Origin of the sequence: Microbacterium sp. JB110 (assembly GCF_003335195.1) — a bacterium.
In the GTDB taxonomy this organism is placed as follows: domain Bacteria; phylum Actinomycetota; class Actinomycetes; order Actinomycetales; family Microbacteriaceae; genus Microbacterium.
In genome coordinates, this window is record NZ_QPGM01000004.1 from 236,273 (window position 1) to 250,597 (window position 14,325).

General features: G+C 68.6%; 15 protein-coding genes. 5 read left to right on the plus strand and 10 right to left on the minus strand.

Annotation, left to right across the window (positions count from 1 at the left end):
* Nucleotides 1–46: 46 nt before the first annotated feature.
* Nucleotides 47–1,135 (plus strand): hypothetical protein, encoded by a 1,089-nt coding sequence (locus CIK77_RS09470; RefSeq protein ID WP_087055829.1) that lies wholly within the window; start codon nt 47–49, stop codon nt 1,133–1,135.
* A gap of 64 nt (nt 1,136–1,199) precedes the next feature.
* Here CIK77_RS09470 and CIK77_RS09475 read toward each other — a convergent pair whose 3' ends face one another.
* Together CIK77_RS09475 and CIK77_RS09480 are read right to left on the minus strand one after the other, a co-directional pair.
* Nucleotides 1,200–2,300 carry an ABC transporter permease gene (locus tag CIK77_RS09475; protein ID WP_087055828.1) on the minus strand — a complete coding sequence of 367 codons (1,101 nt, stop codon included), beginning with the start codon at nt 2,298–2,300 and terminating at the stop codon, nt 1,200–1,202.
* Nucleotides 2,297–3,181: an ABC transporter ATP-binding protein gene (locus CIK77_RS09480; protein ID WP_087055827.1), complete on the minus strand. Its 885-nt coding sequence runs from the start codon at nt 3,179–3,181 to the stop codon at nt 2,297–2,299. The genes CIK77_RS09475 and CIK77_RS09480 overlap by 4 nt, the downstream gene beginning before the upstream one ends.
* A 234-nt stretch (nt 3,182–3,415) precedes the next feature.
* On the opposite strand from CIK77_RS09480, the gene CIK77_RS09485 reads away from it, so the two are divergent.
* Nucleotides 3,416–3,976: an NADPH-dependent FMN reductase gene (locus CIK77_RS09485; RefSeq protein ID WP_249268671.1), complete on the plus strand. Its 561-nt coding sequence runs from the start codon at nt 3,416–3,418 to the stop codon at nt 3,974–3,976.
* An 82-nt stretch (nt 3,977–4,058) separates the two neighbouring features.
* Here the strand turns inward: CIK77_RS09485 and CIK77_RS09490 are convergent, their stop codons facing one another.
* From CIK77_RS09490 to CIK77_RS09505, 4 genes are all read right to left on the minus strand, one after another.
* Nucleotides 4,059–4,742: a response regulator gene (locus CIK77_RS09490; protein ID WP_087055825.1), complete on the minus strand. Its 684-nt coding sequence runs from the start codon at nt 4,740–4,742 to the stop codon at nt 4,059–4,061.
* The gene (locus CIK77_RS09495) at nt 4,739–6,163 is read right to left on the minus strand and encodes a sensor histidine kinase (RefSeq protein ID WP_087055824.1); all 1,425 of its coding nucleotides are present in this window, start codon (nt 6,161–6,163) and stop codon (nt 4,739–4,741) included. The genes CIK77_RS09490 and CIK77_RS09495 overlap by 4 nt, the downstream gene beginning before the upstream one ends.
* A 144-nt stretch (nt 6,164–6,307) precedes the next feature.
* Nucleotides 6,308–7,150 carry an exodeoxyribonuclease III gene (locus CIK77_RS09500; protein WP_087055823.1) on the minus strand — a complete coding sequence of 281 codons (843 nt, stop codon included), beginning with the start codon at nt 7,148–7,150 and terminating at the stop codon, nt 6,308–6,310.
* A 9-nt stretch (nt 7,151–7,159) separates the two neighbouring features.
* Nucleotides 7,160–7,417, minus strand: a complete 258-nt coding sequence (locus tag CIK77_RS09505) for a hypothetical protein (protein ID WP_140403556.1) — start codon at nt 7,415–7,417, stop codon at nt 7,160–7,162.
* 130 nt (nt 7,418–7,547) lie between these two features.
* On the opposite strand from CIK77_RS09505, the gene pyrE reads away from it, so the two are divergent.
* Nucleotides 7,548–8,126: an orotate phosphoribosyltransferase gene (gene pyrE, locus CIK77_RS09510; protein ID WP_087055919.1), complete on the plus strand. Its 579-nt coding sequence runs from the start codon at nt 7,548–7,550 to the stop codon at nt 8,124–8,126.
* Nucleotides 8,127–8,137: 11 nt separating this feature from the next.
* Nucleotides 8,138–9,055, plus strand: coding sequence for an ROK family protein (locus CIK77_RS09515; RefSeq protein WP_249268670.1), 918 nt, complete (start codon nt 8,138–8,140; stop codon nt 9,053–9,055).
* 47 nt (nt 9,056–9,102) lie between these two features.
* Here CIK77_RS09515 and CIK77_RS09520 read toward each other — a convergent pair whose 3' ends face one another.
* Both CIK77_RS09520 and CIK77_RS09525 read right to left on the minus strand, forming a co-directional pair.
* A complete protein-coding gene (locus CIK77_RS09520; RefSeq protein ID WP_087055820.1) occupies nt 9,103–9,303 on the minus strand; it encodes a hypothetical protein in 201 nt (66 codons plus the stop codon).
* Between the two features lie 105 nt (nt 9,304–9,408).
* Nucleotides 9,409–10,227, minus strand: coding sequence for an HAD-IIA family hydrolase (locus tag CIK77_RS09525; RefSeq protein WP_087055819.1), 819 nt, complete (start codon nt 10,225–10,227; stop codon nt 9,409–9,411).
* Between the two features lie 133 nt (nt 10,228–10,360).
* On the opposite strand from CIK77_RS09525, the gene CIK77_RS09530 reads away from it, so the two are divergent.
* A complete protein-coding gene (locus CIK77_RS09530; RefSeq protein ID WP_170934201.1) occupies nt 10,361–11,347 on the plus strand; it encodes an SDR family NAD(P)-dependent oxidoreductase in 987 nt (328 codons plus the stop codon).
* 94 nt (nt 11,348–11,441) lie between these two features.
* Here the strand turns inward: CIK77_RS09530 and nagE are convergent, their stop codons facing one another.
* Nucleotides 11,442–13,343, minus strand: coding sequence for an N-acetylglucosamine-specific PTS transporter subunit IIBC (nagE, locus tag CIK77_RS09535; protein WP_087055818.1), 1,902 nt, complete (start codon nt 13,341–13,343; stop codon nt 11,442–11,444).
* A 120-nt stretch (nt 13,344–13,463) separates the two neighbouring features.
* On the minus strand, nt 13,464–14,171 hold the full coding sequence (locus tag CIK77_RS09540; RefSeq protein WP_087055817.1) for a GntR family transcriptional regulator: 708 nt from the start codon (nt 14,169–14,171) through the stop codon (nt 13,464–13,466).
* Nucleotides 14,172–14,325 lie beyond the last annotated feature (154 nt).

Here is a 14,325-nt window from a genome sequence, read left to right on the forward strand (position 1 = left end):
CCGGGTACGCTTTATCTGAGAATTTTCGCAGGGGGAGGAGACCGCCATGAGCGGCAACAACGACGATCGATCGAACCAGGGCGACCAGACCCCGCCGGACTCCGGGCTTCCGCCCGCGCCGAAGCTCCCGCCGCTCCCCTGGGAGGAGGGCGGCGACGCACAGCCCCAGGCAGCGGCGCCCGGTGACCCGGCGGCGCAGCAGCCGAACCCGTACGCCGGCGCACCGGATGTCGACCCGCAGAATCCGTACCAGGGGGCGCCGAGCGCGCAGCAGCCGGCACCGCCCGCCGACCCGTACGCCGCCCGCGCCGACCAGACCGCTCAGGCCGCTCAGGCCGGGGCTGACCCGTACGCCGCGCAGCAGTCCCCCGCCGGTGCGCAGCAGGGCTACGGTCAGATCGGCGGCCAGCCCGGGTACGGTCAGCAGCCGGGGTACGCGGCGCAGCCCGGATACGCCGGCCAGCCCGGTTTCCTGCCCGGCCCGCAGCAGCCGCCCAAGCGCAAGCGCGGCTGGATCGGTTGGGCCGTCGGCGGCGGCCTGGTCGTCATTCTCGTCGGCGGCTGGTTCATCGCGGACGCCATGCACCTGTTCGACGGCCGCGGCGAGGAGACGGCGGAGGGCGCGGACTTCGCGCTGAGCGACGCGGGGCCGACGGACATCACCTACGCGTGGAACGCGGACGGCGTGACGAGCGGCGACTGGGACTTCACCAGGCAGGACGCCACCGCTTTCGAAGCGACGAAGGACGGCCAGACGTGCTCGTTCGTCGGCTACACGCTTCCGGTCGCCGATGTGAATCCCGATCGAGCCGAGGGCGATGCGGCGAACGACGCCGAGGCGTCCACGGCTGATTTCGACGCCTACCTCGCCTCTCTGGAGGATGACCCGTCGATCGACAGCCAGACGATCGAGGAGGCCGGGACGGTCGCACTCGAGTCGCCGGCAGGCACGATCGAGTTCCAGGCGTACAACGTCGACCTCGCCTGGGTCGATGACACCGTCTCCGTGACGAAGGAGCGCTGGTACTGGCGCACCTTCGCCGATACGGGTACGACGATGCAGGCATACGTGTCGTGCGGTCTGGAGAACATCTCCGACGAGATCGACTCGATGCGCGAACTCACGGTCGACTGAGTCGCCAGCACGAAGGAGGGCCGCGGGGTGCACCCCGCGGCCCTCCTTCGTGCATCCGGAGCACTCAGCCCTTCAGCGCCTCGCGCACCTTGACTCTGCCGCCCATCTTCAGCAGCGAGTTCTCGTAGATTCGCGCCCCGACGGCGATGATGATGACGCAGGACACGGCCAGAACGCCGAGGGAGAGCACCGGCTCCCACCATGCCGCCTCGTTGAAGTAGAGGCGCACCGGCATCGCGGTCGGTGCCGAGAACGGGACGTAGCTCATCACGTTCATCAGGACCGGGTTGTTGCCGAACAGGACCACGAGGAAGTACGGCAGCATCACCAGGTACATCACGGGCATCACGGTCGGTGAGATGTCCTCCTGGCGCGAGACCATCGAACCGGCGGCGGCGAACATCGCCGACAGCAGCAGGAACCCCAGCGCGAAGAACACCGCGAACCATGCGACGGGTGCGCCGAAATCGGTCACGAAGTCGCCCTGCCCCGTCACCGCGAGGCCGATGATCGATGCGGCGGCCAGCACCACGATCTGACCGAGCGCGAGGATCAGGTTGCCGAGCACCTTGCCTGCCAGGAGTGCGCGGGCCGAGACCGTGGAGATCAGGATCTCGACGACGCGGGTCTGCTTCTCCTCGACGACCGCTGTGGCGATCGGCATCGCGAAGGTGAGCGTGATGCCCATGAACAGCACGCCGAAGATCAGCCCGAGCATGTAGCGCAGGAAGAACGGCACGGCCGGATCCTCGAGCAGCGTCACCTCGGGGTGCACGGCGAGCAGCGACGTCACGTCGTCCGGCGCCTCATCGAGTGCGACGACCTCCACGCCGGTCGCAGAGCCAGCACTGGGCGTCACGAACGCGTCGACTGTGCCGTCGCGCACGAGCGCCTCGCCTGCTGCGGCGTCGGCGACCTCGGTGACCTCGAGGTCCTCGGTGTCGGGGAGCATCTCGGCTGAGTCCGCCGTGGCGGCGACGGGCGTTCCGGATGTCGTTGCGCTCGAGATCCCCATCCAGACGATGCCGCCCACCGCGATCAGCACGAGGATCAGGGTGGAGATGATGAACGCCTTGCTGCGCAGGCGCGAGAGGATGTCGCGCTCGGCGACGAGCCATGTGGCCTGCGCGGTCGAGATCGAGCGGGCATCGGTTGCGAGCGTCATCGGATGACCTCCTTGAAGATCTGGGCGAGGGAAGGCTGCTGGGGGGCGAAGCGAGCGACCTCGCCGTACGAGACTGCTCGCTGCAGGACGCGCTGCGCCGCTGCGTCGTCGTCGGCGTCGAAGAGCGCGTACCCGCCGTCGAAATCGAGCACCTGGATGCCCGGCTCCTCGCGCACCCAGCCGACGTCCTTCGCCGCGGCGAGTTCGAAGCGGTTGGTGGCGTGCTCCTCGCGAAGCCGCTCGCGGGGGCCGGAGGTGCGCACCTCGCCGCCGGCGATGATCACCAGATCGTCGCAGAGACGCTCGACCACGTCGAGCTGGTGCGACGAGAACAGCACGCTGGCACCGGCCGCCGCGCGATCCTGCAGCACGCCGGCGACCACCTCGACGGCGAGTGGATCGAGGCCGCTGAACGGCTCGTCGAGGATCAGCACCTCTGGGTCGTGCACAAGCGCTGCGGCGATCTGGGCGCGCTGCTGGTTTCCCAGCGAGAGGGCCTCGATGTTGTCGGTGAGCCGCTCCCCCAGCCCGAGCCGGTCCAGGATCGCCGTGGCGCGCTCTGTGGCGTCTGCGCGGCTGAACCCGTGCAACCGGGCCAGGTAGACGATGTGGTCGAGCACCTTCATCTTCGGGTAGAGGCCGCGCTCCTCCGGCATGTAGCCGAAGCGTCGGCGATCCTCCGTGGTGATCTCCTGCCGGTCGAGCGAAACGGTGCCGCCGTCCGAGTTCAGCAGGCCCAGGATGATCCGCATCGTCGTGGTCTTCCCCGCCCCGTTGCCGCCGACGAAACCCGTCAGACGGCCGGGGGCGACATCGAACGTGACCCCGTCGAGGGCGCGGCGTTCGCCGTAGTTCTTCGTGATTCCGCTCAGTCGCAGCATCGGCGGGCTCCCTTTCTCGGTGTGTGCCTCCACGCTACGAATTCGACTGTGTCGCCCGCCTCCCCCGCACGACGGATCTTCGCGCTCCGCCGCTGTGCGGAGACGGACGCCGGTCAGGCACCCCTGTGCCGAGCATGCATGCATCCGCATGGAATACGATTCGACCGGCGCACGTTTCCGCACTCGTACGCACGAACGGCCGCAGCGGCCACCACCCATGAAGGAGATCCATCCGTGACCACCATCGGCTACATCGTCGGCAGCATCTCGAGCACCTCGCTCAACCGCGCACTCGCCGAGGCCCTGGCGAAGCTCGCACCAGAGGGCGTCGAGTTCGAAGAGATCGTCATCAAAGACCTTCCGTTCTACTCCTCCGACTATGACGCCGAGTTCCCGCAGGTCGGGCTGGACTTCAAGAAGCACATCGAAAGCGTCGACGGCATCGTCATCGTCACGCCCGAGTACAACCGCTCGATCCCCGGCGTGCTGAAGAACGCCATCGAGTGGGCCAGCCGCCCGTACGGCGACTTCTCCTTCGGCGACAAGCCGGTCGCCGTGCTGGGCGGCTCGCCCGGCGCGATCGGCACCGCGGCGGCTCAGCAGCACCTCAAGGCCGTGCTCAGCCACGTGAACGCGATCGTGATGGGTCAGCCGGAGGGCTTCGTGCAGGTCACCCCGGGTCTCATCGACGGCGACGGCGACATCAGCAACGAGGGCACCAAGGCGTTCCTGCAGTCCTACCTGGACACCTTCCTCGGCCTCATCGCGCGGGTGCAGAAGGCCTACGCAGCCTGATCACCTCCCGCGAGTGCCTGCGTTCCTCGCGAATGCCTATGCGACAGCGCAGGCACTCGCAGACGGCGTAGGCACTCGCGGGCTACGCGTACCCGTGCTGGTGCGCCCAGACGACCGCGGCGACGCGGTCGCGGGCGGCGAGTTTGAGCAGCACGTTCGAGACGTGCGTCTTCACGGTGGCATCGCCGATGTAGAGCTCCGCGGCGATCTCCGCGTTGCTCATGGCCCGCGCGAGCAGGCGCAGCACATCGGCTTCCCGCTCGGTCAGGGTGACGCCGGTGCGCTCGGGCGACGACGGCGACTGCGCCTGGCCAGAGCCGGCATCGGCGCGGCCCTGCGCGGCGAAGCGTTCGATGACGCGCCGCGTGACCTCCGGTGCGAGCAGCGCCTCCCCTGACGCCGCGACGCGCGCGGCGTTGACCAGTTCCTCCGGCCCGGCGTTCTTGAGCAGGAATCCGCTCGCGCCCGCCTCGAGCGCCGAGAACAGATAGTCGTCGCGATCGAAGGTCGTCACGATCACGATGCGCGGGCCGCTGTCGCCCAGATCGGCTCGGATGCGGCGGGTCGCCTCGATGCCATCGAGGTCGGGCATCTGCACGTCCATGAAGACGACGTCCGGGCGCATGCCGCGAACGGAATGTATCGCCTCCTCCCCCGTGCCTGCCTCGCCCGAGACCGTGATACCCGAGGCTTCCAGGATCATCCGGAACCCCATCCGCATCGTGGCATGATCGTCGACGAGCAGCACACTGATCGGCTCGGTCATGCGTCGACCTCCTCGAGCGTCGGATTCTCCCGCAGGGGCACGCTGATGCGCACCAGATACCCAGGCCGCTCCACTGAGCCATCAGAACCGGCCTCTCGATGCCCGAAGTGGAGCACTCCCCCGATCGAGGTCGCACGTTCCCGCATGCCGAGCTGGCCCACGCCGGGGCGGGCGCCCGCGCGCACTCTGCCGGTGTTCGTGACCTCCAGCTCGACCGTGTCCCTGCGGTAGCGCAGCCGGATGTCCGCCCGTGCATCCGGTCCCGCGTGCCGGCGCGCGTTGGTGAGCGCCTCCTGCGCGATCCGGTACAGGTTGGTCTCGATCAGGGGCGGAAGCGGAACGGCGTCACCGATCACGGTGAAGGTCGTCGGCGTGCCGGCGGCGGTGACCTGCCGCACCAGCTGATCGAGGTCCTGCAGCTTCAGCGCGGAAGGGGACTCGTGGTTCTCACCGGGATCGCGCAGCGTGTCTAGCAGGTGATGCAGCTCGTCGATCGCCGTGCGTGCGCCCTGCTCGACCTCCCTGAGCACGTCGCCTGCGGCATCCGGATTCGTGGCCATGATGGTGCGGGCGGCGCCGGCCTGAACGCCCATCGCCGACACGTGGTGGCCGACGACGTCGTGCAGCTCGCGCGCGATGCGCACCCGGTCGAGCGCGACGGCCTGCGACGCGGAGAGCTCGCGCTCCTCCTCGAGCTGCTCTGCGAGCCTGCGCAGATCCTGTCGGTTCAGGGCGGCCCTGTAGGCATGGTCGCCCATGTAGTAGGCGCCGCCGAAGTAGGCGACGTTGATCAGCCACTGGATGAGCATGTACGCGACCAGCGGCGACATCGCGCCGGCGACGACGTCGGCCTCGTCCGCTGCGTTCCCGATCGCGAAGTACGTCGAGATCAGCAGCCAGACCATCATGGCGACCATCATGATCGCGCGGCCGACGACAGCGCGTCGGCGGTCGTTCATCCATGCGCCGATCGTGTAGATGGCGATGAACATGGATACGTTCGACACGAAGGCCTCGGGAACGTACAGCGTCACACCGCAGAAGTACGAGGCGCACACGACGACCGCGGCCGTGATCGGCAACCTCCTGCGGACGGCGAGCGGCAAAGTGGTTCCCATCGCCAGCGGGAGCACCCAGACGAGGTCTGCTGTCTGCTCGCCGTAGAACTCGGTGATCGATGACAGCGCGCCGCTGATCATCGCCGCGACGAACAGGGCGGCGGCGAGCACGTAGTCCTGCCGCAGCTCGCGCTGCGTGGGTGCGGCGCGGGCGGGGGAGAGGCTCGCCCGCGCGGGGGCCGGCTGCGCCTCTTCGCGACTGCCGCTGGGAGCGGACTCGCTGCTGAGGCCCGGCGCGACGGGCTCGCTGCGGGTGTCAGGCGGAGGATCGCCCTGCGCCGACCGAGGGACTCGCGTGCTCATACCGCCACGTTACGTCGCGGTCCGCGCTCGACGCCTCCGCCGTGCGGCGGAGATCCTCGCGAGCGCACCCCTTGTGATCGAGTGGACCACGTGCATCCGGGAACAAGGGGTGCAACCGATCCGAAAGGGTACTCTCGCGTAGGGTCAGCCGAAGATCATGGGGACGTCGTCGTCATCTGGGGCGGCGACGTCGACGTCGACCACGACGGGAACGTGGTCGCTGGGCTGTTCGCCCTTGCGTTCGCTGCGCTCGATGCTGGCGCCGGAGACCGCGTCGGCGAACGCCTTCGAGCCCAGGACGAAGTCGATCCGGATGCCCTGATCCTTCGGGAACTTGAGGCGCTGATAGTCCCAGTAGGTGTAGCCGGAGGGGATGAGCGGTCGGACCGTGTCGGTGAGGCCTGCGCTCAACAGCGCCTGGAACGCCTCGCGCTCCGCGGGGGAGACGTGGGTGGAGGTGCCCTCGACGATGTCGGGGTCGCCGTTGTCGGCATCGGTAGGGATGATGTTGAAGTCGCCGACGAGGGCGAGCGGCAGGTCGGGCTGTGCGGCGAGGGCGTCTGCCGTGTGCTGCCTGAGCGCCTCGAGCCAGCGCAGCTTGTAGGTGTAGTGCGGGTCGTCGAGCGAGCGGCCGTTCGGCACGTACAGGCTCCACACCTTGACGCCGTTCACTGTGGCGCCGATCGCGCGGGCTTCGAGGGGGGCGTCTTCGCCCTCATACCCCTTCTTGAATCCGGGCATTCCGTTGAAGGAATATTCGATCTCCTCGAGCGGCTCGCGACTGGCGATGGCGACGCCGTTCCATTGGTTCAGGCCGTGCGCCTCGACGTGGTAGCCGGCCGCCTCGAAAGCCGCGTACGGGAACTGCTCGGGCTTGCACTTGATCTCCTGCATGGCGAGCACGTCGATGTCGGCGCGCTCCGCGAAGCCGACGATCCGGTCCGCCCGAGCCCTGACAGAGTTCACATTCCACGTCGCCAACCGCATGGATCCAGCCTAACCGCGCGGGTCCGAGCCCCACTTCAGATTGTCGAAGAGGTCGTCGACGGCCTGCCGATCGTATGCCTCAGCGCGCGGAGCGGTGGGGAAGTCGAGCTTCCGGATCAGGTCTGCGTACTGGCGATTCGTGCGGAGCCGCTCGACCACCTTGTCGGTCACCTCGTCGACGGCGCCGCGACGATATCCGTCGCGGAAGAGCCCCGGCTTCTTCAGCGGGTGCGATGCGAGCCATTCCTCGATGGGCTGATGTGCCATGGCACCAGCGTATGCCGCCGTGCCCGCACCGTTCACCTGACGCAAGATGTAGGCCGATGAGGCCATGGGGAACAGAACGCGTCAGGTGAGCGCTTCGCGCGGTGCCGCGGGCTCTCATATGCTGGCAGTCATGGCCACCGCATCCACGCCGGCGCTCGAAGCCGACCGTCAGAACCTCATCTCCCTCATCCGGGACGAGGCCGTCTTCCACGGCGACTTCACGCTCTCCAGTGGCAAGAAGGCCACGTACTACGTCGATATGCGCAAGCTCACGCTCGACCACAGAGCCGCCCCGGCGATCGGCCGGATCATGAGCGACCTCATCGACGACATCGACGGAATCGTCGCCGTCGGGGGACTCACGCTGGGCGCCGACCCGATCGCGAACGCGGTGATGCACGCATCCGCTGGCACCGACGACCCGTTGGACGCGTTCGTCGTGCGCAAGGAGCCGAAGGACCACGGCCGCGGCCGTCAGATCGAGGGGGCGGACGTCGAGGGCAAGCGCGTCGTCGTGCTGGAGGACACCTCGACCACCGGCCAGTCGGCGCTGAAGGCCGTTGAGGCTCTGCGCAGGGTCGGCGCCGAGGTGGCGGCAGTCGCCGTGATCGTCGATCGTGCGACGGGCGCGCAGGCCGCGATCGAGGCGGAGGGCCTCGAATGGCGCGCCGCCATCGATCTCGACGACCTGGGCCTCGCGCCTCAGTAAGCGGCGTCACGGTGTCTGAGAACTGTGCGCTCGCGCTCGACCTGGGCGGGACGAAGCTCGAGGGCGCCCTGGTCGACGCATCAGGCGCGATCATCGCCAGCAGTCGCAATCGCGTGCCGACCGGCCCCGACTCCACGCCTGAGTCGCTTGCCGACGCCTTCGAGCAGGTCGTGCGCACCTCGTTGGCGCACGTGCCGGACGGCGCGATCTTCGTCGGAACCGGCATCGGCAGCGCGGGCCCGATCGACTTCGCCTCCGGTGCCATCTACCCCGTGAACATGCCGCAGGCGCACGGGTTCGAGGTCGTCGCCGTGGTGCGACGCATCGTCTCGTCCGGGTCGGAGGTCACGCTGCGGCTGGACGGCACGTGCCTTGCGCTCGCCGAGAACCGCTGGGGTGCGGCGCAGGGATCGAGCGCGTCGATGAGCGTCGTCGTCTCGACGGGCATCGGCGGCGGAATCGTGATCGACGGTCGAACGGTCACCGGTCGGTCGGGCAATGCGGGTCATATCGGGCAGACCCACGTGTCCACGCACGACCTGCCAGGCGGCCAGGCGGACGCGGCCACGGTCGAGCAGCTGGCGTCCGGCCCGAACATCGTGCGCTGGGCGCAGTCGCAGGGCTGGGCAGGCGAGACGGGCGAGGATCTCGCGCGCTCGGCAGCCGCAGGCGACCGGATGGCCGTGGCCGCTGTCGAGCGATCGGCGACCCTCGTCGGGCGTGCATTCGCCGATGCCGCGACTCTGCTCGACCTCGAGACGATCGTGGTCGGAGGCGGCTTCTCGCACGTCTCGCCTGACTACGTCGACCTGGTGGGGGAGTCGCTACGCTCGTGCGCCCCGCTCGACTACGCCCGCCGCGTGTCGATCGTGCGCAGCGCGCTGCACGGAGACGGCCCGCTGCTGGGGGCGGCGGCGCTCGCGCTGTGACGGCCGACGGGCACGTGAGTCCCTCCGGAGGCTGAGAGGGTCGGTGCTCAGCGGCGTCTCTGCGCGGGTCGTCCGGACCGCACGACGCGGACGGCGCACACCAGTGCGACGGCGAAGCAGATTCCCCCGAGTGCCCAGCCGGTCGACGCGAAATCAGTCGGCAGGAACAGGGTCGACAGAATGAGCGCCGCGCCGAGCAGCGGAAGTGCGACGGTGAGCCGCTTCGCAACGGAACGAGTCTCAGTCATCGCGTCACTTCCCGCGCCCGCGCCACCAGTGCATGGCGAGCACCACCATTGCCCCGACGATGCACAGCACGGCGACGGCGAAGATCAGGTCGCGTTCCATCCGGATCAGACTCCCGAGGTGAGTTCGGCTTCGCCCTCGCCCTGGGTCTCGGCGTCGACGAGCTCGGCGACGGAGGAGACGATCTCGTCGGGTCGGAACGGGTAGCGCGAGATCGAGGACTCGTCGCTGATGCCGGTCATCACCAGCACGGTGTGCAGTCCGGCCTCGATGCCGGCGACGATGTCGGTGTCCATCCGGTCGCCGATCATGCCCGTCGTCTCGCTGTGGGCGCCGATGCGGTTCAGTGCAGAGCGGAACATCATCGGGTTCGGCTTGCCGACGATGTAGGGCTCGCGCCCGGTGGCCTTCGTGATCAGCGCGTTGATGGCGCCCGTCGCCGGCAGCACCCCGTGCTTGCTCGGGCCGGTGGCATCCGGGTTCGTCGAGATGAACCGCGCTCCGTCGTTGATGAATCGCACGGCCTTGGTGAGTGCTTCGAACGAGTAGTTGCGGGTCTCGCCGACGACGACGTAGTCGGGGTTCGTCTCGGTCATGATGAACCCCGCCTCGTGCAGCGCCGTGAGGATGCCGGCTTCACCGATCACGAAGGCCGTGCCGCCGGGGTTCTGCTGCTTGAGGAACGCTGCAGTGGCCAGCGCCGAGGTCCAGATGTTCTCCTCCGGCACCTCGATTCCGGATGAGCGGAGCCTGGCAGACAGATCGCGCGGCGTGAAGATGGAGTTGTTGGTGAGCACGAGGAACGGGGTGCCCGTCGCGCGCCACTGCTCGAGCAGTGCGGGTGCACCGGCAATCGCGGACTCCTCGTGCACGAGCACGCCGTCCATGTCGGTGAGCCAGCACTCGATATCATCGCGTCGCGTCATGCGGCCAGCTTAGAGGCCGGACCACAGTCCCGCCTGGGCCGCTTGGCCTGCGGTCTGGACGACGGGCCCCTTATTGTGCGCGTCTGCGCCGCGCCGGGCGGGTTTCCGAGAGATTCGGCGATATGGTCAACGCGTGAACGCTCGCCCGCGCCAATCGTGGGATCCGCTGCGCCTTCCCGATCTGAAGGGGCGCACCTATCTCATCACCGGGGCGAACGCGGGCCTGGGGTACTTCGCGAGCGAGCAGCTGGCGCGCGCCGGCGCCCACGTCGTGATGAGCGGGCGGCATCCGAACCGGCTGCACGCGGCGCACGATGCGATCGAGGCGAGGGTGCCAGGTGCATCGGTCGAGACGCTGATCCTCGACGTCGCCAACCCCGGATCGGTGCGGTCGGCGGCCGCGTCGCTGAAGGGCGGGGTCTTCTCCCGCCAGAAGCTCGACGGCGTGCTGCTGAACGCGGGCATCGTGCACACCCCGCGACGGCGCCGGATCACCCGTGACGGGCGCGAACTCGTGCTCGCCACGAACGCGCTCGGCCACTTCGTGCTCGCCGGCGAACTGCTCACCACGCTTGCGAAGGCGGCCTCCGGTGCGCACACTGCCCGGATGGTGTGGCTCGGCAGCATGTCGACCCGGATGGGCACGTACGAGCCGAAGGACATCCAACTCGAGAAGAGCTATGCCGCATGGAAGGCGTACGTGCAGTCGAAGGTCGTCGTGCAGTCGCTGGCGCTGGAGGCGAACGCACGTCTTCGTGAAGCGGGCGTCCCAGTCGACAGCGTGCTCGCCCACCCCGGGTACTCGATCGGCGGACGCAGCCCTGTGGTCGCCGGCGTGAACCAGCCGAGCCGGTGGAAGCGTCTGCGCGACGGGATGCAGGCGCCCATCGCGCAGAGCAAGCAGCACGGAGCCTGGGCTCCGGTGCGGGCGCTGATCGACTCGGATGTGACAGGCGGCGAGTTCATCGGACCGAAGTTCCTCACTCGCGGCGCACCCGTGCGCGTCAAGCCGTCGGGAACGTCGAACGACCCCGACGTGCGCGAACGCGTGTGGGAGCGGTGCGAGGAGCTCACCGGCGTGCATTGGCCGTTCGCCAAGGCCGCGCGCACGCGCCGCTGACTCGCCGTGGGCACTTGCAGCTCCGGTGTCGGAAATCGACCTTCACACGCGGATCGAGGTCGATCTCCGACACCGGAACGGTCGGGTGAGGTGATCAGCGCAGGCCGACCACGGCATCCGGGGCGTTCAGCACGACGATGGGGGTGACGGTGGGATGGCCCGCCGCGCGCACCTTGGCGAGGTCGACGCGCACGAGGGGTGTTCCCTCGTCGACGATGTCGCCCTGCTCGACCAGGGTCTCGAAGCCGTCGCCGGCCATCTCGACCGTGTCGATGCCGACGTGGATGAGCACCTCGGTGCCGTCATCGAGGGCGAGACCGATGGCGTGGCCGGTCGGGAACATCGACTCGACGCGTCCCGGGCCGGGGGCGACGATCGTGTCGCCCGTCGGTTCGACGGCGATGCCCGGGCCGAACGCGGCCTGCGCGAACGCCTCATCCGGAACCTCGGACAGCGGCACCATCGCGCCGGCGATGGGCTGCTTGAGCACGATCGCGCGCGGGGGAGCGGCGACTGCCACGGCGCCGTCCGCTGCGGGACCAGGCGTGTCAGGCACCTCCGCGCCTGCCATGACGAGCTCCATCGCGTCCTTCACGAACTGCACGTTGAGGCCGTAGATCACCTGGACCGAGTGCCCGCCGGGCTTCATCGTGCCCGTGGCGCCGGCCCGCTTGAGCGCGGCCTCGTCGACCTTCGCAACGTCGCCGATCTCCATCCGGAGCCGTGTGGCGCAGTTGTCGAGCTCGACGATGTTCTCCTTGCCGCCGAGAGCGGTGATGAACGCGGCGCCCGTGGTGAGGTAGCCGTTGTCCGTCGTGTCGACGGGCCCGTCGCTGAACTCGTCGTCGTCCTCGCGGCCTGGGGTCTTCAGACGGAACCTCAGGATGATCCAGCGGAAGACGAAGAAGTAGATCGCGAACCACACCACGCCCATGATGAAGATGACCCACGGGTTCTGGGCGAGCGGATTCACCCAGCTGAGCACGAGGTCGATGAAGCCGCCGGAGAAGCCGAAGCCGCTCCTCACCGGCAGGATCGTCGTGATCGCCATCGAGATGCCCGTGAACACCGCGTGCACCACGTACAGCCATGGCGCGAGGAACATGAACGCGAACTCCAGCGGCTCGGTCACGCCGACGAAGAACGACGACACGGCCGATGAGAGCAGGATGCCCGCGACGATCTTCTTGCGCTTGGTCTTCGCGGTGACGTACATCGCCAGCGCGGCGCCGGGAAGGCCGAACATCATGATCGGGAAGAAGCCGGTCATGTACTGGCCGGTGACGCCGTAGGTGCCGGTGTCGTTGAGGAAGTTGTTCAGGTCGTTGATGCCGGCGACATCGAACCAGAACACCGAGTTGAGCGCGTGGTGCAGGCCGAGCGGGATGAGCAGGCGGTTCAGGAAACCGTAGATCCCGGCGCCGACGGGGCCGAGGGTGACGATCCACTCGCCGAAGCCGACCAGCCCGCCGTAGACGAACGGCCAGAGGAAGTAGAGCACGAGTGCGACCACGAGTGAGGCGCCGGCCGTGACGATCGCCACTGACCGCTTGCCGGAGAAGAACGACAGCCAGTCTGGCAGCTTGACGTTCTTGAATCGGTCGTAGCATACGGCGCCGATCAGACCGGCGAGGATGCCGATGAACGCGTTCTCGATGTTGCCGAACGCCGGGTTGACGGCGTCGACTTCGATGCCCTGGAACACGGCGACCGCATCCGGATTGAGCATCGACGTGATGACGAGCCACGATACGAGGCCGGCCAGCGCCGAGGTGCCGTCGGTCTTCGAGGCCATTCCGATCGATACACCGATCGCGAACAGCAGCGCGAGGTTGTCGAGCAGCGCGCCGCCTGCCGTGGAGAAGATCGCCGAGACGAGGTTGGCATCACCGGCCGCGGTCTCGATCCAGTATCCGATGCCGCGCAGGATCGCTGCCACGGGGAGCACGGCGACGGGCAGCATGAGTGACCTGCCGAGCCGTTGGAAGAATTTCATGGTTGCATCTCCGTCGATGGGGAAGAGGACTGGGCAGAGCGTACACCGATACCGCGTGCTGGTCTAGACCAGCATCGGGGGGCGGCTCGCCGTGTGTGTCAGCGGCGCGGCTCCGCGCGCTCAGCGAGCCGTTGCCGTGGTGAGGGGGAAGGAGAGCTCGTACTGGTCGGCGGGGAAGGTGACCCGAGCGAACTCCAGTGGGGTCGTGCCGACGAAGGCCTGGCGCGTGAGACGCAGCACGGGGAGCGTGATGGAGACGCCCAGGCCGTCGATCTCCGCCTGGTTCGGCAGCGAGGCCGTGACCAGCTCCACACCGTCGGTCGGCCTCAGCTCGCGCTGTGCGAACAGGTCGTAGAGGCTGCCGATCGCGAGGTCTCGGTCGAGATCCGGCACCAGGTCGGGGGAGAGCCAGGTCTCTTCGAGCGCGAGCGGATGATCGTCGCCGAGCCGGATGCGCCGCAGGTGCACCAGCGGTTCATCGTCGGCGAGCCCGAACCAGCTGCCCACCTCGCGGGGGCGTTCGGTGTCGTCAGCGAGATGCAGCAGCCGTGAGCTCGGCTGCAGCCCGTGCTCGCGCACAGCCCCCGCGAACGAGCGCAGTCCGACGCTCAAGCGCACGGCGGCCGGCAGGCGCTCTGTGCCCACACCGGGCCGCGTGCGCACCAGCCCCTCGCGGGCGAGCGCCTCGATCGCCGAGCGGACGGTCATGCGGGCGACGCCCAGCTGTGCGGCGAGCGTGCGCTCCGATGGCAGCAGCTCGCCCGGTGCGACCGTCGTCACGATCTCTCGGAGGCGGGTCGTCGTCGATCCTGAGGGAGGCGCGGTCATCCTGGTCAGTGTAGAGGTGCCGCCGTGCACGGTCTGGACCAGGGGAAGGTGCGCCGTGGACGGTCGAGCCGCGAAGCGCTGCAGCGCGGCACCTCCGCCGCCCGGCCGCTGCGCCGAAGCCGCGAGCTGGCGAAAGTGCGCAAGACTGGGGGCG